Annotated in this window: 20 protein-coding genes; 16 read left to right on the top strand and 4 right to left on the bottom strand. The window is 72.7% G+C overall.

Features of this window, described 5'->3' with window-relative positions:
* Positions 1-19: 19 nt before the first annotated feature.
* On the top strand, positions 20-970 hold the full coding sequence (locus C4J65_RS06330; protein ID WP_115741500.1) for a 5-dehydro-4-deoxyglucarate dehydratase: 951 nt from the start codon (positions 20-22) through the stop codon (positions 968-970).
* Entirely contained in the window at positions 967-2,136 is a 1,170-nt protein-coding gene (locus C4J65_RS06325; protein ID WP_115741499.1) for a hypothetical protein, read from the top strand. Before C4J65_RS06330 ends, C4J65_RS06325 begins: the two co-directional genes overlap by 4 nt.
* A 69-nt stretch (positions 2,137-2,205) precedes the next feature.
* Here the strand turns inward: C4J65_RS06325 and C4J65_RS06320 are convergent, their stop codons facing one another.
* On the bottom strand, positions 2,206-3,456 hold the full coding sequence (locus tag C4J65_RS06320) for an MFS transporter (RefSeq protein ID WP_115741498.1): 1,251 nt from the start codon (positions 3,454-3,456) through the stop codon (positions 2,206-2,208).
* A gap of 143 nt (positions 3,457-3,599) precedes the next feature.
* Between C4J65_RS06320 and C4J65_RS06315 the strand changes: the two genes are divergently transcribed.
* The 14 genes from C4J65_RS06315 to C4J65_RS06250 all read left to right on the top strand — a co-directional run bounded on the left by C4J65_RS06315 (position 3,600) and on the right by C4J65_RS06250 (position 19,126).
* Positions 3,600-4,199 carry a TIGR03086 family metal-binding protein gene (locus tag C4J65_RS06315; RefSeq protein ID WP_115741497.1) on the top strand — a complete coding sequence of 200 codons (600 nt, stop codon included), beginning with the start codon at positions 3,600-3,602 and terminating at the stop codon, positions 4,197-4,199.
* A 168-nt stretch (positions 4,200-4,367) separates the two neighbouring features.
* A complete protein-coding gene (locus C4J65_RS06310) occupies positions 4,368-5,036 on the top strand; it encodes a GntR family transcriptional regulator (protein WP_115741496.1) in 669 nt (222 codons plus the stop codon).
* Positions 5,033-5,941, top strand: coding sequence for a dihydrodipicolinate synthase family protein (locus tag C4J65_RS06305; RefSeq protein WP_115741495.1), 909 nt, complete (start codon positions 5,033-5,035; stop codon positions 5,939-5,941). The genes C4J65_RS06310 and C4J65_RS06305 overlap by 4 nt, the downstream gene beginning before the upstream one ends.
* On the top strand, positions 5,938-7,668 hold the full coding sequence (araD, locus tag C4J65_RS06300; RefSeq protein WP_115741494.1) for an L-arabinonate dehydratase: 1,731 nt from the start codon (positions 5,938-5,940) through the stop codon (positions 7,666-7,668). The genes C4J65_RS06305 and araD overlap by 4 nt, the downstream gene beginning before the upstream one ends.
* 115 nt (positions 7,669-7,783) lie before the next feature.
* Positions 7,784-8,719, top strand: a complete 936-nt coding sequence (locus tag C4J65_RS06295; protein ID WP_115741493.1) for a sugar ABC transporter permease — start codon at positions 7,784-7,786, stop codon at positions 8,717-8,719.
* Positions 8,716-9,612: a carbohydrate ABC transporter permease gene (locus C4J65_RS06290; RefSeq protein WP_115741492.1), complete on the top strand. Its 897-nt coding sequence runs from the start codon at positions 8,716-8,718 to the stop codon at positions 9,610-9,612. The genes C4J65_RS06295 and C4J65_RS06290 overlap by 4 nt, the downstream gene beginning before the upstream one ends.
* Complete coding sequence (locus tag C4J65_RS06285; RefSeq protein ID WP_115741491.1) at positions 9,609-10,766, top strand: Gfo/Idh/MocA family oxidoreductase; 1,158 nt, start codon at positions 9,609-9,611, stop codon at positions 10,764-10,766. The genes C4J65_RS06290 and C4J65_RS06285 overlap by 4 nt, the downstream gene beginning before the upstream one ends.
* On the top strand, positions 10,763-11,608 hold the full coding sequence (locus C4J65_RS06280; protein WP_115741490.1) for a PmoA family protein: 846 nt from the start codon (positions 10,763-10,765) through the stop codon (positions 11,606-11,608). The genes C4J65_RS06285 and C4J65_RS06280 overlap by 4 nt, the downstream gene beginning before the upstream one ends.
* Positions 11,605-13,179: a glycoside hydrolase 43 family protein gene (locus C4J65_RS06275; RefSeq protein WP_115741489.1), complete on the top strand. Its 1,575-nt coding sequence runs from the start codon at positions 11,605-11,607 to the stop codon at positions 13,177-13,179. Before C4J65_RS06280 ends, C4J65_RS06275 begins: the two co-directional genes overlap by 4 nt.
* 64 nt (positions 13,180-13,243) lie before the next feature.
* A complete protein-coding gene (locus C4J65_RS06270; protein WP_162833055.1) occupies positions 13,244-14,614 on the top strand; it encodes a sugar ABC transporter substrate-binding protein in 1,371 nt (456 codons plus the stop codon).
* Positions 14,615-14,778: 164 nt separating this feature from the next.
* Positions 14,779-15,582 carry a rhamnogalacturonan acetylesterase gene (locus C4J65_RS06265; protein WP_115741487.1) on the top strand — a complete coding sequence of 268 codons (804 nt, stop codon included), beginning with the start codon at positions 14,779-14,781 and terminating at the stop codon, positions 15,580-15,582.
* A 64-nt stretch (positions 15,583-15,646) separates the two neighbouring features.
* On the top strand, positions 15,647-16,981 hold the full coding sequence (locus tag C4J65_RS06260; RefSeq protein ID WP_115741486.1) for a polysaccharide lyase family 1 protein: 1,335 nt from the start codon (positions 15,647-15,649) through the stop codon (positions 16,979-16,981).
* Between the two features lie 70 nt (positions 16,982-17,051).
* On the top strand, positions 17,052-18,203 hold the full coding sequence (locus tag C4J65_RS06255; RefSeq protein ID WP_115741485.1) for a pectinesterase family protein: 1,152 nt from the start codon (positions 17,052-17,054) through the stop codon (positions 18,201-18,203).
* A 125-nt stretch (positions 18,204-18,328) separates the two neighbouring features.
* A complete protein-coding gene (locus tag C4J65_RS06250; RefSeq protein ID WP_115741484.1) occupies positions 18,329-19,126 on the top strand; it encodes an HAD family acid phosphatase in 798 nt (265 codons plus the stop codon).
* Between the two features lie 12 nt (positions 19,127-19,138).
* On the opposite strand, the gene C4J65_RS06245 is transcribed toward C4J65_RS06250, so the two are convergent.
* From C4J65_RS06245 to C4J65_RS06235, 3 genes are all read right to left on the bottom strand, one after another.
* Positions 19,139-19,813 carry a hypothetical protein gene (locus C4J65_RS06245; protein WP_115741483.1) on the bottom strand — a complete coding sequence of 225 codons (675 nt, stop codon included), beginning with the start codon at positions 19,811-19,813 and terminating at the stop codon, positions 19,139-19,141.
* On the bottom strand, positions 19,810-20,385 hold the full coding sequence (locus tag C4J65_RS06240; RefSeq protein ID WP_115741482.1) for a SigE family RNA polymerase sigma factor: 576 nt from the start codon (positions 20,383-20,385) through the stop codon (positions 19,810-19,812). Before C4J65_RS06240 ends, C4J65_RS06245 begins: the two co-directional genes overlap by 4 nt.
* A gap of 76 nt (positions 20,386-20,461) precedes the next feature.
* Positions 20,462-21,916, bottom strand: coding sequence for a penicillin-binding transpeptidase domain-containing protein (locus tag C4J65_RS06235; protein ID WP_115741481.1), 1,455 nt, complete (start codon positions 21,914-21,916; stop codon positions 20,462-20,464).
* Between the last annotated feature and the right edge of the window lie 279 nt (positions 21,917-22,195).

The following is a 22,195-nucleotide window of genomic DNA, read 5'->3' as shown; positions in this document are numbered from 1 at the left end:
CCTGGAATGGGGAGCGCCCGTGACCTCAGCCTCTCTCGCCGCCCGGCTCACCGCGCCCAGCGGCCCCCTGTTCTTCCCCGTCACGGCGTACGGACCCGACGGCGGACTCGACCTCGACGTCTACCGCACCCATGTGCGCCGCGGGGTCGAGGCCGGTGCGGCCGCCGTGTTCGCCTGCTGCGGCACTGGCGAGTTCCACGCCCTCACGCCCGAGGAGTTCGCCGTCTGCGTCCGCGCGGCCGTCGAGGAGAGCGCGGGCCGGGTGCCCGTCCTCGCGGGCGCGGGCTACGGCACCGCCCTCGCCGTGCGCTACGCCCGCCTCGCCGAGGAGGCCGGGGCCGACGGGCTGCTCGCCATGCCGCCCTACCTGGTGCTCGCCGGGCAGGAGGGACTGGTGCGGCACTACCGGGAGGTGGCGGCCGCGACCCCGCTGCCCGTGATCGTCTACCAGCGCGACAACGCCGTGTTCACCCCTGAGAGCGTCGTCGAACTCGCCCGCACGAAGGGCGTCGTCGGCCTCAAGGACGGCCTCGGCGACCTCGACCTGATGCAGCGGATCGTCAGCGCGGTGCGCACGGAGCTGCCCGACGAGGAGTTCCTGTACTTCAACGGCCTCCCGACCGCCGAACAGACCCAGCTCGCCTACCGCGCGCTGGGCGTCCCCCTGTACTCCTCCGCCGTGTTCTGCTTCGCCCCCGAGATCGCCGTCGCCTTCCACCGGGCGCTGCGCACCGGGGACGAGGCCACGGCACACCGCCTGCTCGACGGCTTCTACCGGCCGTTCGTCGAACTGCGCGCCAAGGGCCGCGGATACGCCGTCGCCCTGGTCAAGGCGGGGGTACGGCTGCGCGGCCTGGACGTGGGGGAGGTACGGACGCCGTTGCAGGAGCCCGCCGAGGAGCACGTGAAGCAGCTCGCGCGGATCATCGAGCGGGGTCAGGTGCTGCTCGCGGAAGGCGCCGCCCGGTGAAGGCGTCGGCGTTCCTCTACCCCTGGGACGTCAACGGCGACCCGGAGGCCCCCGCGCGCGTCGCGGACATCGGCGTGGCACAGGTGACGCTCGCCGCCGCCTACCACTCCACCCGCGCCCTCACCCCGCGCCACCCGCGCCACCGCGTCGTCACCGCCGAGCACGCCGCCGTCCTCTACCCGCCGGACGCCGCCCGCTGGGAGAGCCGCGAGCTGCGCCCGTACGAGGCCGGTGACTGGGCGCCCGGCGACGCGTACGGCGAGGCCGCCGCCGCCCTCGCCGAGGCGGGCCTTCAGGTGCACACGTGGGTCGTCCTCGCCCACAGCTCCCGCCTCGGGGCGGAACACCCGCACACCTCCGTCGTCAACGCCTACCGCGACCGCTACCCCTGGGCGCCCTGCATAGCGCAGCCCGCCACCCGCGCGTACCTCACCGACCTGGCCGCCGAGGCGGCGGTGCGGCCCGGGGCGCGCGGCACGGAACTGGAGTCGCTGGGCTGGTACGGGCTCGCCCACCTGCACGCCCACGACAAGACCGGCGGGGTGGCCCTCGGGGACGCCGGGCAGTACCTGATGTCGCTGTGCTTCTGCCCCGACTGCCGGGCGGGGTACGGCGGTCAGGGTCTCGACGCCGACGCACTGGCCGCCGCCGTACGCACCGCCCTCGAGCCGGTGTGGCGGGGCACGGCGCCCTCGGACGGGGGCTGGGCGGGCGTCGAGAAGCTCCTCGGCGAGGCGACGGCGCACGCCACGCGCGCGTGGCGGGACGACCGGGCCCGAACGCTCCAGGAGGCGGCGGTCTCGGCGGTCCGCGCCGCCGCACCCGACGGCTTCCAGGTCCTGCTGCACGCCGACCCGGTGTCCTACCACTGCGGCGCCAACGCCGGTGTCGACCCCGCGCACATCCTCTCCGTCGCGGACGGCGTGGTCGTGCCCTGCACGGGCGGCCCGGCCCTGCTGACGCCGTTCGCCGAACAGGCCGGTGACGGGACCGTCCTCGCCGCCAACCTCACGGTGGTCTCGGGCATGGGCGGCAGCCCCCGCACCCTCCCCGCGGACGCCGCCCGCGCCCGCGACCTGGGCGCGACGGAACTGCGGCTGTACCACGCGGGGCTGGCGTCGGACGGGGATCTGGAGGCGGTGCGGGCGGGGCTGCGGGTGGGGTGAGGGGGCGCGGCCTCCGTGTCTCGGTGCGGGCCCGGGCGGGTGCCGGCCGCGCCGAGCCCCGCGCCCCTCTCAGGGGCGTTCGGTGCGCCCGTCCGAGGGGGCTGCGGCCATCGGGCACCGGGCCAGTGTCGTCGCCGTCGCCAGCAGGACCGCACCCAGGGCCGGCATCGTCAGACGCAGGTCGACCGTCTCGACCAGCGCCGCGCCCGCGGCCAGCCCGAGCACGTTCGGGGTGAAGAGCAGGGAGTTGGCCGTCGCCGTGACCCGGCCCAGCAGCGGCCCCGGCGTCTCGTGCTGGACGGCGGTCAGGGCGGCGACCAGCACCGCGGGCAGCCCCGCGCCGATCGCCGCACTGGTGCCCAGGGCCACGGCGTCGTACGGCGCCGCCCGCACCGCCAGCGCCGTCGCGAGCAGGACGATCCCCGCGACGGCGAACCGCCGTCCGCCCAGCCGTCGCAGGGCCGGTCCGGCGAGCAGCCCCACCACCACCGACCCGGCGCCCTGGACGGCGTACAGCGCCCCGGCGTACGCGGGGGAGTGGCCGAGAGCGACGACGGCGTAGGCCGTGGCACCGTTGACGCCCGCGCACAGCATGGTGACACCGCCCGCGAGGACGAGCGGCCGCAGGCCGGGACGGCCCCACAGGTGGCGGGCGCCCTCGGCCGTGCGGCGCCGCCAGTTCTCCGTGGGGCGCTCCGGTGGCGCCTCACGGACCCGCAGGGCGGCGTAGACGCCGGTGGCCAGCACGAACGTGGCGGCGTCCAGCAGCGCCACACTCGGTCCGCCGTACGCCGCGTACAGGCCGGCCCCGGCCGGCGGCGCCACCAGCTTCATGCCCTCGTTGGCGGTCATGCGCAGCCCGTTGAAGTCGCCGAGCAGGCCCGGGTCGACGGCGGCGGCGACGAGCGCCGACTCCGCCGCGTCGTGGACGACGCCCGCCGCGCCGTACACCAGGAGCACCGCGAAGAGCAGCCACAGCGTGTCCCGCGAGTCCACGGCGAACAGCGTGAGCAGCAGGCAGGCCATCAGTGGGCCGGTGGCGACCAGCAGCGGCCTGCGGCGGACGCGGTCCGCCAGGGTGCCCAGCGCCGGACCCACGAGCGTCGGCGCCCACATCGCGAGCATGCACAGCGCCGCGAGCCCGTCCGAGCCGGTGAGGTCCTTCACCCACACACCGGCCGCCAGCCACAGCGCCGAGGTGCCGAAGCCGGACACCACCACCCCGCAGAGACAGAGGGCCGCGTCGCGGTCGCGCAGGACGCGGCCGAGGGACCGGTGTCCGGCCCGGCCCGCGGAATGCTTCCTTCTCGCCGTCGTCATACCCGGTCAGCCTGGGCCTAAGGCCCGGGTGCGGACATCGGGCAGGTGCCCTACTGCCTGCCCCGGCGGCCGATGAGTTTCGCGGGTGCGACCGGTCCACCGTCCGAGAGAACCGCCCCGCACATCATCCCGAGGAGCAGCCGATGACCGCCGAGACCACCACCCTCGACCTGGGACCGCAGACGCGGATCCTCACCCGCCTCGCCGACGGCGTCCGCGAGGACCGGCTCACGGACCCGACGCCCTGTCCCGACCTGGCGGTGCGCAACCTGCTCGGCCACCTGACCGGTCTCGCCGTCGCCTTCCGCGACGCCGCGCGCAAGGACCTGGGGCCCACCACGGACACCAGCCCCGAGGCGTCCGTGCCGGACATCGGTCCCGGCTGGCGCGAGGAGCTCGCCGCCGCGCTCGGCGAACTCGCCGAGGCATGGCAGGACCCCGGGGCGTGGACGGGTATGACCCGGGCCGGCGGCATCGACCTGCCCGGCGCCGTCGCCGGTGCGGTCGTCGCCGACGAACTGGTCATCCACGGCTGGGACCTGGCCCGCGCGACCGGCCAGGAGTACGCCCCCGACGCGGCCGCGCTGCGAGCGGCACACGGCCTGCTCGCCGCCGCCGCGGAGGAGTCCGACCGGGACCAGGGCATGTTCGGCCCGGTCGTCGCCGTCCCCGCGGACGCGCCGCTGCTGGAGCGCGCGGTGGGACTGAGCGGGCGCGACCCGGGCTGGACCCGCACCGTCTGACGCAGGCGGTACCCGGCACAACTTCCTTTGTCAGAAGCATTGACGTGGCCGCGCGCCCCTCTTACCTTCAACGCGTCGTACTCCGTACGTCATATATGAGACGCGATACGCGAGATCAGATATCCGAGATCTGTCCGCGCATCCGACGCGAGATTCCGAGAGGCGCGCATGACCTCTGTGCCCACGCCGATCCCCTCCCGCACGCAGTACGTGCTGGAGGAGATCAAACGCCGCATCCTCACCGGCCGGTTGACGCCCGGCCAGGCCCTGGTCGAGACCGACCTCGCCGCACAGTTCGGGGTGTCCAAGACACCGGTGCGCGAGGCGCTCAAGACGCTGGCCGGTACCGGACTGGTCGTGATGAACCAGTACAAGGGCGTCACCGTGCGCATGGTGGACGCGGACATGGCGCGCGAGGTCTACGACGTCCGGCTCCTCCTGGAGCCCGAGGCGCTCCGGCGCGCCGTACGCCGGGAGGCCTCCCTGGAGGCCGCCCGCGAGGCCCTGACCCGGGCCGACCGCGCCACGGACACGGCCGAACGGTCGCTGGCCAACCGCGAGTTCCACCGTGCCCTGTACGTGCCCTGCGGCAACCCGCTGCTCGGCCGGATGCTCGACGAGGTCCGCGACCAGGCGGCCCTCGTCTCCGCGGTCGCCTGGGCCGCCGACCCCTCCTGGGAGCGGGAGGCCGGCGAGCACCAGGAGATCCTCGCCCTCGCCCTCGCCGGTGACGCGGACGGCGCGGCCCGCGCCCTGCACGCGCACATCGCGTCCTTCGTCGAGCGGGCCTTCCCCGAAGCGGGGAACGCGGCCCAGGAAGAGGACGGTCAGGCATGACAGCGACGTTCGAGACCCAGCGGGCGGCCCTGGCCGACGTGGTGGCGATCCCGGTGACCCCGTTCGCCGAGGACGGCACCGTCGACCCCGCCACCTACCGGGCCCTGCTGCGTCGTCTCCTCGACGGTGGCATCAGGACCCTCACCCCGGGCGGCAACACCGGCGAGTTCTACGCCCTGGACCCGGCCGAGCGCCGCCTCGTCACCGAGCTGACGATCGAGGAGGCCGGCGAGCGCGCCGACATCCTGGTCGGCGTCGGCCACGACGTGCCGACCGCGGTCGCCTCCGCCCGGCACGCCCGCGAGCTGGGCGCCTCCATGGTGATGGTCCACCAGCCCGTCCACCCCTACGTCTCCCAGGGCGGCTGGGTCGACTACCACCGCGCCATCGCCGGGGCCGTGCCCGAACTGGGCGTCGTCCCCTACCTGCGCAACCCCCAGCTGCCCGGCGCCCGCCTCGCCGAACTCGCCGACGCCTGCCCCAACGTGATCGGGGTGAAGTACGCCGTCCCGGACGCCGCCAGGTTCGCCGCCTTCGCCCGCGACGCCGGCCTGGACCGCTTCGTCTGGGTCGCGGGGCTCGCCGAGCCGTACGCGCCCTCGTACTTCTCCGCGGGCGCCACCGGCTTCACCTCCGGGCTGGTGAACGTCGCCCCGGCCGTCTCGCTGAACATGATCGAAGCGCTTCGCTCCGGCGACTACCCGGGCGCCATGAAGGTCTGGGAGCAGATCCGCCGCTTCGAGGAACTGCGGGCCGCCAACGGCTCCGCGAACAACGTCACCGTGGTCAAGGAGGCCCTCGCCTCGCTGGGCCTGTGCCGCCGGGAGGTCCGCCCACCGAGCAAGCCGCTGCCCGAGAGCGAACGTGCCGAGGTCGCAGCCATCGCCGCGGGGTGGTCCATATGACCGACCGGAAGTCGCCCGAACAGCTCCGCAGCCACCAGTGGTACGGCACGGACGGCCTGCGCTCCTTCAGCCACCGCGCCCGCACCCGCCAGCTCGGCTACCTGCCCGAGGAGCACCTCGGCAAGCCCGTCATCGCGATCCTCAACACCTGGTCCGACATCAACCCCTGCCACGTCCACCTGCGCGACCGCGCCCAGGCGGTCAAGCGCGGGGTGTGGCAGGCGGGCGGGTTCCCGCTGGAGTTCCCGGTCTCCACGCTCAGCGAGACCTTCCAGAAGCCGACCCCCATGCTGTACCGCAACCTCCTCGCCATGGAGACCGAGGAGCTGCTGCGCTCCTACCCGGTCGACGGCGCCGTGCTGATGGGCGGCTGCGACAAGTCCACGCCCGCCCTGCTCATGGGTGCCGCCACGGTGGACCTGCCCGCGGTGTTCGTCCCCGCCGGGCCCATGCTCCCCGGGCACTGGCGCGGCGAGACCCTCGGCTCCGGCACCGACATGTGGAAGTACTGGGACGACAAGCGGGCCGGTCTCATCGGCGACTGCGAGATGCAGGAGCTGGAGAGCGGCCTGGCCCGCTCGCCCGGCCACTGCATGACGATGGGCACCGCCTCCACGCTGACCGCCGCCGCCGAGGCCCTCGGCGTCACGGTTCCGGGCGCCTCCAGCATCCCGGCCGTCGACTCCGGGCACGACCGGATGGCCGCCGCGGCCGGACTGCGCATCGTCGAACTGGTCCACCAGGACCGGAAACTCAGCGACATCCTCACCGCCGACGCCTTCGAGGACGCCGTCACCACCGTCCTCGGCCTCGGCGGCTCCACCAACGCCGTGATCCACCTGATCGCCATGGCGGGCCGGGCCGGAGTCACCCTCACCCTGGACGACTTCGACCGGATCGCCCGCACCGTCCCGGTGCTCGCCAACGTCCGCCCCGGCGGACAGACCTACCTGATGGAGGACTTCCACTTCGCCGGCGGCCTGCCCGGCTTCCTCTCCCGCATCACCGACCTGCTCCACCTCGACCGGCCCACCGTCTCGCACGACACCCTGCGCGAGCAGCTGGAGGGCGCCCTCGTCCACCACGACGACGTCATCAGGACCCGTGACAACCCGGTCGCGAGCGAGGGCGGGGTCGCCGTACTGCGCGGCAACCTGTGCCCGGACGGCGCGGTCATCAAGCACATCGCCGCCGAGCCGCACCTGCTCAAGCACACCGGTCCCGCCGTCGTCTTCGACGACTACCGGACCATGCAGCGCACCATCAACGACCCGGAGCTGGGCATCACCGCCGACAGCGTGCTGGTGCTCCGCAACGCCGGGCCCAAGGGCGGCCCGGGCATGCCCGAGTACGGCATGCTGCCCCTCCCCGACCACCTGCTCAAGCAGGGCGTGCGGGACATGGTCCGGATCTCCGACGCCCGGATGAGCGGCACCAGTTACGGCGCGTGCGTGCTGCACGTGGCCCCCGAGTCGTACGTCGGCGGACCGCTCGCCCTGGTGCGCACCGGCGACTCCATCACCCTCGACGTCGGGGCGCGCTCCCTCCGGCTCAACGTGGACGACGAGGAGCTGGAGCGCCGCAGGGCCGCCTGGACCCCGCCGCCCGCCCGCTACGAGCGCGGCTACGGCGCGCTCTACAACGAACAGATCACCCAGGCCGACACCGGCTGCGACTTCGAGTTCCTGGCCCGGCCGGGCAAGGTGCGGGACCCCTACGCGGGCTGAGCCCGCCGGTGGCGGGACCCCGCACACCCCTACCCATCGAGAAAGCGCTTCCCGTCAGCTCCGCGAACGCCCCGGACGACGTACCTGAGATGACGTACCAGAACGGAGAACTGTCATGGCCCAAGCCGCAGCCGTGGCGAAACCGCCCGCGCCACCCCGGCGGCGCCGTGCCTCGGCCACGCCGCGCAGGCTCCCCTACCTGCTGATCGGACCGGCCGCCCTGCTGATGCTGGGCTTCATCGCCTACCCGGTCATCAGCGTCTTCTACTACAGCCTGCAGGAGTACAACCCCACCAAGCCGTGGCGGAACGGCTTCGCGGGCTTCGACAACTTCGTCAGGATCTTCACCGAGGACCCGGTGTTCTGGGACACCCTCGTCTTCAGCGCCAAGTGGGTCTTCGTCGAGGTCGGACTGCAGCTGCTCTTCGGACTGGCGCTGGCGCTCATCGTCAACCAGACCTTCGTGGGCCGGGGCATCGGGCGGGCCATGGTCTTCTCCCCGTGGGCCGTCTCCGGCGTCCTGACCTCCGCGATCTGGGTGCTGCTCTACAACTCCCAGACCGGCGTCACCCGCTACCTCGCGGACATGGGCATCGGCTCGTACGGCACCAGCTGGCTCTCCGACACCTCGACCGTGTTCTCCGCGGCGGTGGTCGCCGACCTCTGGCGCGGCGTGCCCTTCTTCGCGATCCTCATCCTCGCCGACCTCCAGTCCGTCTCCAAGGACCTGTACGAGGCCGCCGAGGTCGACGGGGCGAGCCGGCTCAAGCAGTTCTGGCACATCACGCTGCCGCACCTGAAGGACGCCATCATCCTGTCCACGCTGCTGCGCGCGGTGTGGGAGTTCAACAACGTCGACCTGCTCTACACCCTGACCGGCGGCGGACCCGCGGGCGAGACCACGACGTTGCCTCTGTACATCGCCAACACCAGCGTCGACGCCCACGACTTCGGCTACGCGTCGGCCCTCACCACGGTCGCGTTCGTGATCCTGCTCTTCTGCTCGATCGTCTACCTGCGGCTGAGCAAGTTCGGAGGCGAGAACAAGTGATCACCAAAGAGGCCCCCGCGGCCGCCCCCGCCCCCACGCCGGTCGCCCCCGCAGCAACGCGGCCCGGCAAGAAGCGCCCGGCCTGGGACGAGGTGCCCCGCTGGCAGATCTACCTGCCGCTCGGGATCTACCTGGTCTTCACCCTGATCCCGTTCTACTGGATCCTGCTCTTCGCGCTGCGCCCGACCGGCTCGACCTCGCTCGTGCCCTGGCCGATGACCACCGAGCACTTCGAGAAGGTGTGGACCGACCGAGGCTTCGGCACCTACTTCACCAACAGCGTGTACGTCGGGCTCGCGACCCTGGTGATGACCACGCTCGTCGCCCTGGCCGGCGGCTACGCCCTCGCCCGGTTCGACTTCAGGATCAAGCGGGGCTTCATGCTCGCCCTGCTCTGCTCCCAGTTCGTGCCCGGCGCGCTGCTGCTGGTGCCGCTGTTCGAGATCTTCGCCGAACTCCAGATGATCAACTCGCTGGGCAGCGTCATCATCGCCGAGACGGTCTTCCAGCTGCCCCTGTCGATCATCCTGATCAGCAACTTCATCAAGAACGTGCCGTACTCCCTGGAGGAGGCCGCCTGGGTCGACGGCTGCGGCCGGTTCCGGGCCTTCCGGATCGTCGTACTGCCCCTGCTGCGGCCGGGACTGATCGCGGTGGGCTCCTTCGCCTTCGTGCACTCCTGGAACCACTTCCTGTTCGCCCTGATGTTCCTCAACAACCAGAGCAAGCAGACCATCCCGGTCGGTCTCAACTCCCTGATGAGCGCGGACAGCGTGGACCTCGGCGCGCTCGCGGCCGGCGGCATCGTCGCCGCCGTCCCCGTCGTGATCGTCTTCGCGTTCATCCAGAAGTGGCTGATCACCGGCTTCAGCGCGGGGGCGGTGAAGGGATGAGCCGGGTTCCCGTCGTCCTCGCCGGCGCCCGCGGCCACGGCCGCTGGCACGTCGCCAACATCCGCCGCCTGGAGCGGGCGGGACTGGTCCGGCTGGCCGGCATCTGCGAGCTGACCCCGCTGACCGAACCGGAGGCCGAGGGCGAACTCCCCGAGCAGTCCGCCGACTTCGGCGCCCTGCTGGACTCCACCGGCGCCCGGATCGCCGTGATCTGCACGCCGATCCCCACCCACACCGACCTCGCCCTGACCGCCGCCCGCCGCGGCGTGCACCTCCTCCTCGAAAAGCCCCCGGCACCGTCGTACGCCGAGTTCCGGCGCATGGCGGACGGGGTCGCCGAGGTGGGCGTCGCCTGCCAGGTCGGGTTCCAGTCGCTGGGCTCGCACGCCGTGCCGGCCGTCCGCGAGCTGATCGCCGGGGGCGCGATCGGCGAGGTCGTGGGCATCGGCGGGGCCGGTGCGTGGGTGCGCGACGAGGCCTACTTCCGCCGGGCGCCCTGGTCGGGCAAGCGGCGGCTGAACGGCGCCGACGTGATCGACGGCGCGCTGACCAACCCGCTGGCGCACGCCGTCGCCACCGCCCTCGCGCTCGGCGGCACCGCCCGCGCCGAGGACGTCACCGGCATCGAGACCGAGCTGAGCCACGCCAACGACATCGAGGCCGACGACACCTCCTGCGTACGGATCGGCACCGCGCGCGGGCACCGCGTCACCGTCGCCGCCACCCTGTGCGCGGAGCGGGCCGCCGAGCCGTACGTGCTGGTGCACGGCTCCAGCGGCCGCGTCACCTTCTGGTACAAGCAGGACCGGGTCCTGCTCCAGCGCGGCGGCCACGGCCCCGAGGAGTTCCACCACGACCGCACCGACCTGCTGGAGAACCTGGTCGACCACCTCACCACCGGCGCCCCGCTGCTGGTGCCGCCGGACGAGACGGGCGCCTTCATGCGGGTGGTCGAGGCGATCCGCCGGGCGCCCGACCCGGAGCCGCTGCCCGCCGCCGCCTGGCGGCGCGTCCCCGGCGAGCGGCGCCGCGTGGTCCCCGGCATCGACGGCCTCGTGGCCGCCGCCGCCGACACCCTCTCCCTCTACTCCGAACTGGGCGCGCCCTGGGCGCCGCGCACCGAGCACCCGCGATACGAGGTGAGCACCCGATGACCGGCAACGACTCCCCGGTGCTGCGCGTGGCGGGCCGTCCCGTCGCCCGCTACACGACCCGGCCGGAACTGCCCCAACGGCTCTCCCCGCGCCCCTGCCTGCACCCCGTCACCACCCTGGCCGGCACGGCCGTCACCGAGTTCAGCCCCGCCGACCACCTCCATCACCTCGGCGTCGGTGTCGCCGTTCCCGACGTCGAGGGGCACAACTTCTGGGGCGGGCGCACCTACGTCCGGGGCCGGGGACCGACCGAGCTGGACAACCACGGCACCCAGCGGCACACCGCCTTCCAGCTCCGCGACCCCGACGGCTTCGTCGAGGAACTGCGCTGGGTCGCCGCCGGCAGCGAGCTGCTGCGCGAGCGCCGCACGGTCGCGGCCACCGGACTCACGGGCGCCGCCTGGGCGCTGGACTTCACCTTCTCCCTCACCAACGTCACCCCGGACCCGCTCACCCTCGGCAGCCCCGCCACCAACGGGCGCCCCGGCGCCGCGTACGGCGGCTTCTTCTGGCGCGCCCGCAAGGAGAGCACGGCGCCCGGCGTCTTCACCGCCGACCGGGAGGGCGAACGGGAGGTGCACGGTCGCGGCGCCGACTGGCTCGCCCTGACCGGGGAGACCTGGTCGCTGGTGTTCGCCGGCGCCACCGAACGCACCCGGCGCGACCCGTGGTTCGTGCGCACCGAGGAGTACCCGGGCGTCGGCTCCTCGCTGGCCCACGACGACCGGGTGACCGTCGCCCCGGGCGACACCCTGGTCCGGCGGATCGTCACCGTCGTCGCCGACGGCCGCCTCGACGCCGACGGGGCCGCCGCCCTCGTACGCAAGGCGGTGAGCCCGTGACCGCCGCCGAGAACACCCGGGACGCGGCTCCCGGGACCGCGGGGACGTACACCAACCCCGTCCTGAACGCCGACTGGTCCGACCCGGACGTCGTCCGCGTCGGCGACGACTTCTACCTGACCGCCTCCAGTTTCGGCCGCGTCCCCGGCCTGCCCCTCCTGCACTCACGGGATCTCGTCCACTGGACCCTGGTCGGGCACGCCCTGGAGCGCCTGGAGCCCGAACGGGAGTTCGCGCGGCCCCGCCACGACTGCGGCGTTTGGGCGCCGGCCCTGCGCCACCACGCCAACCGGTTCTGGATCTTCTGGGGCGACCCGGACCAGGGCGTCCTCCAGGTCAACGCCCCCGACATCCGGGGCCCGTGGACCGTGCCCCACCTGGTCAAGGCGGGCAAGGGCCTGATCGACCCCTGCCCCCTGTGGGACGAGGAGACCGGCGAGGCGTACCTCGTGCACGCCTGGGCCCGCTCCCGCTCCGGGATCAAGAACCGCCTCACCGGCCACCGCATGCATCCTGACGGCACCGGGCTCCTCGACGAGGGCACGGTGATCGTGGACGCCGACCGGCTCCCCGGCTGGTTCACCCTGGAGGGCCCCAAGCTCTACCGGCACGACGGCTGGTACTGGATCCTCGCCCCCGCCGGATCGGTGGAGACCGGCTGGCAGGGCGCCTTCCGCTCCCGCGAGTTCTTCGGACCGTACGAGGAGAAGGTCGTCCTGGAGCAGAGGGACACCGACGTCAACGGCCCCCATCAGGGCGGCTGGGTGCGCACGGCGTCCGGGGAGGACTGGTTCCTGCACTTCCAGCAGCGCGGCGCGTACGGCAGGGTGGTCCACCTTCAGCCGATGCGGTGGGACCCGGCCGGGTGGCCGGTCATGGGCGACGAGGGCGCCCCGGTCGTTGAGCACCGGCGTCCCGCCCTGCCCCCGCAGCCGCCCGCCGCACCCGCGACCGACGACGACTTCCCCGGCGGGCGGTTCGGCCGCCAGTGGTCGTGGACGGCCAACCCCCGGGCCGGCTGGGCCACCCAGCACGCCGGGGACGGGCTGCGGCTCGCCTGCGTCCGCTCGGCCGACGCGCACGATCTGCGCCTGCTGCCGAGCGTCCTGACCCAGCGCTTTCCCGGCGAACCCTCGGTGATCGAGGTCGAACTGCGCCTGGACAGCGAGGAGCCCGGCGCGCGGGCCGGGCTCGCGGTGCTCGGCGACGCCTACCGCTGGGTCGGGCTCCAGCGGGACACCGACGGGACGGTGCACCTGGTGCACCGCTTCGCCGAGTCCGTGGCCGAGGCCGAGCGGGACGCCGACCGGCCCCGCCCCGCACCCGGGGGACGGGCCAGGCTGCGGATCGAGACGGTCCCCGGGGCGCGCTGCCGCTTCTCCTACGACCTTCTCGGCGACGACCTCGGCGACGACGGCCCTGTCGACGGCCCGCACCCCGTCGGCCGGGAGTTCGCCGCCACCCCCTGGCGCTGGGTCGGCGCACTGCTCGGACTGTTCGCCCTCGCGCCCGCCGGCCAGGGACCCGCCGGCGCCGCCACCTTCACACGGTTCCGCGTCGGGGCCCACTGAACCCCCACGTTGTCGTTCCACCGCTTTGTTCGATCCAGAAGACCCGGAAGAAGAGAGCCGACCAATGAGGATCAGCATGCTCAGCAGCAGAGACAAAGGCACAGTCGGGCGCCGGACGTCCGCCGCCGTCGCCCTGGGGGCCGTGCTCGCGCTGACCGCCACCGCCTGCGGCGACGACGGCAGCGGAGCGGGCGGCGACAAGGGGGCCGAGGGCAGCGGCAAGGGGAAGATCACCTTCTGGGACAACAACGGCGGTATCCGTACGGCCGTCTGGAAGACGATCATCGCCGACTTCGAGAAGGCGAACCCGGACATCGACGTGGAGTACGTCGGCATCGCCGCCACCGAGTACCAGTCCAAGGTCGACACCGCCATCCAGGGCGGCGGCCTGCCGGACGTCGGCGGCGTGACGGCGTCGATGCTCGCGGGCTTCTCCGCCCAGAACGCCCTGGAGCCGCTGGACGACCGGCTCACCAAGTCGCCGCTGAGCGGCAAGATCAACAAGGACATGGTCGAGTCCCTGAAGGCCGCCGGCGGCGGCGACGGCACCCTGTACTCGATGCCGACCTCCGCCAACAACGGCGTCCTCTACTACCGCACCGACCTGTTCGAGAAGGCCGGTCTCGACGCGCCGACGACGTGGGACAAGTTCTACGCCGCCGCCGAGAAGCTGACCGACGCGGGCAAGAACGAGTTCGGCTACACCATCCGCGGCGGTTCCGGCTCCATCGCCCAGGCGCTCGACGCGATGTACGGGCAGTCCGGCATCACCTCGTTCTGGGACGCCGGCAAGAAGAAGACCACCGTCAACGACCCGAAGAACGTCGAGGCGCTGGAGAAGTACGCGGCCCTCTACAAGAAGGTCACGCCGGCCGCCGACGTCAACAACGACTTCGCCAAGATGGTCGCCCAGTGGGACACCGGCACCATCGGCATGCTCAACCACAACCTCGGTTCCTACCAGGACCACGTGAAGGCACTCGGCGTCGACAAGTTCCGCGGCATCCCGCAGCCGGTCGGCGCCTCCGGCAAGCGGGTCCAGGTGTCCAACCCGGTCGACGGGCTCGGCATGTTCAAGAGCTCGAAGAACAAGGAGGCCGCCTGGAAGTTCATCGAGTTCGCCACGTCGAAGGAGCAGAACTCGAAGTTCAACGAGGCGGCCGGTCAGGTGCCGTCCAGCACGGAGGCCGCGAGCGACGCGTGGATCCAGAAGGCGGAGCCGACGAAGCTGGCGGCGCAGGCGCTGAACGACGGGTCCACGACCATTGTCCAGCTGCCGTACTACCTGCCGGACTGGAACACGCTGTCCAAGTCGGAGAGTGAGCCGGGGTTCCAGAAGGTGCTGCTGGGCGACACGAGTGCGAAGGATTTCCTGGACGGGCTGGCCGACAAGCTGAACGAGGCGCAGGCCGAGTGGACGGAGCAGATGGGTTAGTCGGTTCCGGTTCCGGGTCCGGGTTTCGCCGTGGGTGGTCCGTGGTTCGTCGCGGGCTGCGGGCCGCCTGTGGTTGATCGCGCCCACGCGGCGGAGCCGCACATCGATACAGTCCCGCGTCCCTGGGGGGACTGTCCCATCCCCTTCCTGAAAGGCAGACCGGCATGTCACTCAGCCGAAGACAGGTCGCCGCAGCCGCCGTCTCCTCCGTTCCCCTGGCGCTCGCCGCCACCCGGACCGCCCAGGCCGGCGGACGCCACCGCACCCGCACCCTCTACATCGCCGGGGACTCCACCGCCGCGCAGAAGTACTCCGACGCCGCGCCCGAGACCGGGTGGGGCATGGCGTTGCCGTTCTTTCTCCGCAACGACCTTCGCGTCGCCAACCATGCCGTGAACGGGCGGAGTTCCAAGAGCTTCGTCGAAGAGGGGCGGCTCGATGCCGTTCTCGGCGCGATCCGGCCCGGTGACTTCTTGCTGATCCAGTTCGCGCACAACGACGAGAAGGACGAGGACCCCGCCCGCTACACCGAGCCCTGGACGACGTACCAGGACCACCTGCGGATGTACGTCGACGGTGCGCGGGCCCGCGGGGCGCGGCCGGTGCTGGCCACGCCCGTCGAGCGACGGCGGTTCGACGCGGCGGGGAACGCCGTGCCGAGCCACGGGGAGTACCCGGCGGCGATGCGGGCGCTCGCGGCGCAGGAGGGCGTGGCGCTGCTCGACGTGCAGGCGCTGTCGCTCGCGCTGTGGCAGCGGATCGGCGTCGAGGGGACCAAGGCGTACTTCAACTGGACCGCCACCGAGCAGGACAACACCCACTTCAACCCGCCGGGCGCGATCGCGGTCGCCCGGCTCGTCGCCCGGGAGCTGCTGCGCGGGCGCGTACTGGCGCACCGGGACGTGCGCCGGCTGGGCGAGGAGATCACCGGACCCTGGATCAGCTGGCCCGCACCGGCCACCGCGTAACCCCGCCGACCGGCCGGCCGGCAACACCCCACACCCCACCCCGAGAACAAGGGAGAGCCGCACCATGAGCACCCAGAGATGGCATGAGCATGCCATGAAGAGAACCGCCGCACTCGTCGGCTGCACCGCCCTCGTGCTGAGCCTGACCGCCGCCACGGCCGGGGCCCGGCCCGGGCACCACCACCCCCGGGACACCGCCCGCCAGACGCTGCCCGCGGGCGACGGCTGGGCCTCGCACGGAACCGGCACCACCGGCGGGGCCGCCGCCGACGCGGAGCACGTGTACACGGTCTCCACCTGGGCCGAGTTCAGAGCGGCCCTCGCCGCCGACGGCACCGCGCCCAGGATCATCAAGGTCAGGGGCACCGTCGACGCCGTCTCCGAGGGCTGCCAGGCATTCGCCGCGCCCGGCTACGACTTCGACGCCTACCTGGAGAAGTACTCGCCCGAGAACTGGGGCACGGAGACCGACCTGAGCGCCGAGCCCGACGGCAGCCCCGAGGGCCTGCGCCGTGTCTCCGCCGCACAGCAGGACCGGTCCATCAAGGCGAACGTGCCCTCCAACACCACCATCATCGGCGTCGGCCGGGGTGCCGCGCTCAAGGGCGCCAGCCTCCAGATCAAGGACGTGGACAACGTCATCGTCCGCAACCTCACCTTCGAGAGCCCCGTCGACTGCTTCCCGCAGTGGGACCCGACCGACGGGGACAAGGGCAACTGGAACTCCGAGTACGACAGCGCCGTGGTGTACGGGTCGACGCACGTCTGGCTCGACCACAACACCTTCACCGACGGCGAGCACCCCGACAGCGCGGCGCCCACCTACTTCGGCATGCTCTACCAGCAGCACGACGGCCAGCTGGACATCGTCAAGGGCGCGGACCACGTCACCGCGTCCTGGAACGTCTTCACCGAGCACGACAAGACGATCCTGATCGGCAACAGCGACAGCGAGTCCACCGCCGCCGTCGACCGCGGCCACCTCAGGGCGACCTTCCACCACAACCTGTTCAAGAACCTCGTGGAGCGCGCGCCGCGCGTCCGCTTCGGCCAGGTCGACGTCTACAACAACCACTTCGTGGCCTCGGACGACTACGCCTACAGCTTCGGCGTCGGCAAGGAGTCCGCGCTCGTCGCCGAGCACAACGCCTTCACCCTGCCGGCCGGCGTCAGCCCCGCGAAGGTGCTCAAGCGCTGGAACGACTCGCCGCTCAGCGCCGCGCACAACCGCGTCAACGGCCGCACCGTCGACCTGATCGGTGCCCACAACGCCGAGAACCCCGACGCCGTCCTGCGCTCCGGCGCGGGCTGGACGCCCTCGCTGCGCACCAAGGTCCTCCCGTCCCGGGCGGTCCCCTTCGTCGTCGACCACGGCGCGGGCGCCGGCCGCCTGCGCTGACGCCCGTCCCCCGAACCGGGCCGGGGCGCCCGCACCGCCCCGGCCCACCCCTCCCCGAAGGAGCACCCGCATGCACCGACCCGCAGCGTCCCGCAGAGGCTTCCTCCTGGCGACCGCCGGCGCGGGCGCCGCCCTCGGCCTCGCGGCAGCCGGTCCCGCCGCCGCCGGAACCCGACCGCACCCGCACCCGCGTCCCTTCGGCCGGTACGGCTCACCGGCCGACCGCCGCACACCCAGGACCCGGTACGTCGACCCGCACGGCCGCGGCGACTTCACCTCCGTCCAGGCCGCCGTCGACGCCGCCCAGGGCGACGGCTGGACGCTCGTCCTCGCCCCCGGCACCTACCGCGAGACGGTCTCCGTCGACGCCTCGCGCACCGGGGCGACCTGGATCGGCGCCTCCGGGGACCCGCGCGACGTCGTCATCGTCTACGACAACGCCGCCGGCACCCCCAAGCCCGACGGCTCCGGCAGCTACGGCACCAGCGGGTCCGCCACCACCACCGTGCGCGCCGACGGCTTCACCGCCCGCGCCCTCACCTTCGCCAACGACTGGCTGCGCGCCGACCGGCCCGACTGGACCGGCACCCAGGCGGTCGCGATCAAGGTCATGGGCGACCGGTCCGCCTTCCACGACTGCCGCTTCCTCGGCCACCAGGACACCCTCTACGCCGACAGCCGCGACCTCTCCCTCTTCGCCCGCCAGTACTACCAGCGCTGCTACGTCGAGGGCGACGTCGACTTCGTCTTCGGCCGGGCGACCGCCGTGTACGAGCACTGCCACTTCCGCACCCTGGTCCGCACCGACCTCGACGCCGCCCCGTACGGCTTCGTCTTCGCGCCCTCCACGGCGGGCGGCAACCCGCGGGGCTACCTGGTGACGGGCGGCCGCGTCAGCAGCGAGGCCCCCGGCGGCTACTACAAGCTGGCCCGCCCCTGGGTGCCCAGCTCCGACACCACCGCCCGGCCGATGCTCACCGTGCGCGAGACCCACCTCGGCCCGGGCATCGACGCGGTGGCGCCGTACGCCAACATGCGCGACGCGTACCCCTGGCAGGAGCAGCGGTTCCGCGAGTACCGCAACACCGGCCCCGGCGCCGCGGTCACCGTCCCGGACAACCGGCCGCAGCTCACCCGCGCCGAGGCCGCCGCGCACACCCGCGAGGCGTACCTCGGCGACTGGCGGCCCTACGACCGGCAGCACCACCACGGACGGCACTGAACGGGCCGACCGGGCCGTCGCGGCCGGTACTTGACCTGCTTGACGCGATTTTTGCCAGGTAAAGGGGCGCGGATCCGGCCACGGGTCTCGCGCTCACCCGGGTGACGCGCGTAGAAACATGTGCCATGCATAAACCACTGCGCATCGCGACCGTCACCGCCGCCTGTGCCGTCGCCGGTGCCGTCCTGTACGGAACGGGCGCCGCCACCGCCGGCCAGTCGACGGCCAACTCCACCCACGAGCCGTACAACATCGGGGTGCTGGCCAAGGACATCGACGCCTACTACGGCACCACGCTCGACGCCGACGGCGTCTACCAGGCCTCCCCGGACAGCCCCTACGCCGCGGACCTGGCCCGCGTCGACGCGGCCGCGAAGAAGCAGATCGACCGGGCCGCCCGCACCGCGCACCACGAGCACACCAGGCCCGCGGTCGTCTTCGACATCGACGACACGCTGCTCCTCAGCCTCGACTACGAGAAGAAGAACAGCTACGGCTACGACGGCGCCACCTGGGCCGCCTACGTCGACCGGGCCGACCGCCCGGCCGTCCCCGGCAGCCCCGAGCTGGCCCGCTACGCCGACAAGAGGGGCGTCGAGGTCTTCTACAACTCCGGTCTGAGCGAGGCGCAGCGCACCGCCGCCGTCGAGAACCTGAAGAAGGTCGGCGCCGACGTGAACCTGGACGCCTCCCACATGTTCCTCAAGGACAAGGCGAACCCGCCGTCCTACCTGGCCCACTGCGCCACCCCGGGCGCCTGGACCTGCACCACCGTGCAATACAAGGCGGGCACCCGCCGGCACATCGAGCGGGACCTCGGGTACGACCTCGTCGCCAACTTCGGCGACCAGTACTCCGACCTCCAGGGCGGCTACGCGGACCGGACGTACAAGCTGCCCAACCCGACGTACTTCGTCGAGTAGCGGGCCGCCCGTTCAGCCGCCCGGCGTGAAGCCGCCCCGGACCGTGAGCCGTCCGGACGCGGCGGTGGCCGTCGCCGCGTAGCGGTCGCCGCCCGCGTCCCGGCCACCGCGCTCGTGGTTGTACTGGCCGGCGAACATCCACTCGCCGGCCGGGACGGTACGGCCCTCCTTGAGCGCCCACCGGTAGACGAGGAAGCCCGCCCGTTCGCCGGCCGTGAACGCGAAGTCGTCCTCCGGCAGCGACCGCCAGGCGCCGGTGGAGGTCACCGAACCCGTCTGCGCCACCCGCAGTTCGACGGTGAGCGCGGTGAGCGGTGCGCTCGTCCTCAGGGTGATGTTGCTCTGCGCCCAGAACTCGTTGCTGTGCGGGTCCACCGCACCGCTCGACCACAGCGGGCCCGGCTCGCGCGACGCCGGTGCGGTGGCGGCCGGGCGCTGCGCGGGCGCGTCGCCCCGCACCGCCGGGGCGACCGCGTGCCCACCGGCCACCAGGACGCCCGCCACGGCCGCCGTCGCACCGGCCACCCGTACCCAGCCCGGCAGCGGCGGCCGGGCCGGCCCGCGGTCACCGGCCGTCATGCCGTGCTCGACCCGGGCCAGGATCCGGGCCCGGTCGGGCTCGTGCGCCCCGGCCGCCTCGCGCAGCCGGGCACGCAGCCGCTCGTCCGCCTCCCGCCGCCCGGTCACCGGGTCCCGCCCGCGGTCTCACCGCTGTGCGCGATCGCCGCGCGCACCTGCCCGGGAGCGCGGGGAGCGGTCCGGGTGCCGAGCAGCCGCTGGAGTTCGGCCACCCCCTTCGAGGTCTGGCTCTTGACCGTCCCCACCGAGATGCCCAGGGCGAGCGCCGTGTCCTTCTCGGAGAGATCGAAGGAGTGCCGCAGCACCACGCACGCCCGTTTGCGGAACGGCAGCCGGCGCAGCGCCTCCCGCACGTCCACCACGCCCGCGACGTCGGGATTCTCCGTCCGCTCCTCGCGCTGCGACCAGAACAGGGCGACGCGTCTGCGCTCGCGCACGGCGGCCCGGACGCGGGTACGGGCGAGGTTGGCGACGACACCGCGCGCGTACGCCACCGGGTGGTCGGCCGCGCGCACCCGGTCCCAGCGGTGCCACAGGGCCAGCAGGGCGTCCGCCGCCAGGTCGTCGGCGGCGTCCGGCTCACCCGTCAGCAGGTGGGCGAGCCGGGCCAGTTCGGCGTAGTGGCGCTCGAAGAAGGCGCGGAACTCCGCGGAGGCGGCGTCGTCGACGACTGTCCCCACGGCGGGCCCTCCTCGCAGCGGCTTCCCGGATGCCGAACACCGTACGGCAGACCGAACCCGAACGGCCCCCGCAGACTCAGCCGTTGAGCGCCGCCTCCATCATCGCCTTGGCCACCGGGGCCGCCAGGCCGTTGCCGCTGACCTCGCTGCGGGCCGCGTCGGACTGCTCGACGATGACCGCCACCGCGACCTCCTTGTCCGACGAGTCGGACTTGGCGTAGGAGGTGAACCAGGCGTACGGCGTCTTGCTGTTGTTCTCGCCGTGCTGGGCCGTGCCCGTCTTGCCGCCCACCGTCGCCCCGGAGATCTGCGCGTTGGACCCCGTGCCGTCCTCGACGACGGTCTCCATGGCCGATTGCAGCTGGTCGGCGGTGGTGGAGCTGACGATGCGCTTCGAGTCCGCGTCGGTGTGGTCCTCCAGGACGTCGCCGCCGCTGTCGGTGACCTGCGACACCATGTGCGGGGAGACCAGCTCGCCGCCGTTGGCGAGGGCCGCGGAGACCATCGCCATCTGGAGCGGGGTCGCCGTCACGTCGAACTGGCCGATGCCCGTCAGAGCGGTGGACGAGCGGTTCATGTCCTTCGGGTAGACGCTGGTCCAGGCCCGTACCGGTACGTCCTGAGTCTCGTCGTTGAAGCCGAACTTCTCGGCCATGGCGCGCAGCTCGTCCTGGCCGAGGTCGACGGCCATCTTGGCGAAGACGTTGTTGCACGAGTACTGCAGCGCGGTGCGGATCGTGGCGTTCTCGCAGGGGGCGTTCGGATTCTCGTTGGTCAGGTCGGTCGTGGTGTCCGGCAGGGTGTACGGGTCGGGACTGTCGGTCCTCTCGTCCACCGAGCCGTACAGCCCGTTCTCCAGCGCGGCGGCCGCCACGACCAGCTTGAACGTCGAGCCCGGCGGCAGCGGCTGGCGCAGCGCCCGGTTGGTCAGCGGCTTGTCCGGGTCGGCGGTGAGCTTCTGCCAGGCCTCACCGGCGGTGTTCGCGTCGGTCAGCGACGTCGGGTCGTACGAGGGGGTCGACACGACCGAGAGGATCCGGCCCGTCTCCGGGTCGATCGCGACCGCGGCGCCCTTCGTGTCGCCCAGCGCGTCGAACCCGGCCTTCTGCACGTCCGGGTCGATGGTCGTCACCACGTTGCCCGGCTCGGCCCGGGTGCCGGTGACCGTGTCCAGTACCGTCTTCAGCCGCGGATCGGTGCCGTTGAGCACGTCCTGGTAGACGCCCTCCAGCTGGGTCGGCGCGTACGCCTGCGAGGCGTAGCCCGTCACCGCCGCGTACAGCTTCCCGTTCTCGTACGTGCGTTTGTACGCGAGATCGCCGCCCTCCGTCGGCGCCGAGCCGGTGACCGACCGGCCGGCCACCACGATGTTCCCGAGCGGCTCCGCGTACGTCTCGATCGCGTTCCGCCTGTTGTCCTTGCCGTCCGCGAGCGCCTGTCCCTCGTAGAACTGCACCCAGGTCGCCCTGACCAGCAGAGCGAACACCAGGAGCAGCGTGAGGACCGAGGCGCGCCTGATCGTCTTGTTCATCCCGTTCATCCCGCTGACAGGACGAACGGGCCGGAGGCGATCGTTCCCGTCTGCCCCGTTTTCTCATCTTTCTCATCCCGTCTCATCGCCCGTTCATGAAGCCCCGCCTCGTAGGCCCGGACCACCGCCTGGGCGCGGTCCCGGCCGCCGGGCGATCTCCGCGATGGTCAGCCCGGTCGCCATCAGACGCAGCACCTCGCCCTCGCGTTCGGTGCGCCACGAGCAGCGAGCTGCCCTCCGGGATGCCGACCCCGCTGCCGCCGGTCCAGGCGGCCTTGA

The sequence above is a fragment of the Streptomyces sp. CB09001 genome (assembly GCF_003369795.1).
Taxonomy (GTDB): domain Bacteria; phylum Actinomycetota; class Actinomycetes; order Streptomycetales; family Streptomycetaceae; genus Streptomyces.
Note: the sequence above shows the minus strand (reverse complement) of the source record. Positions and strands in the feature narration are given on the sequence as shown.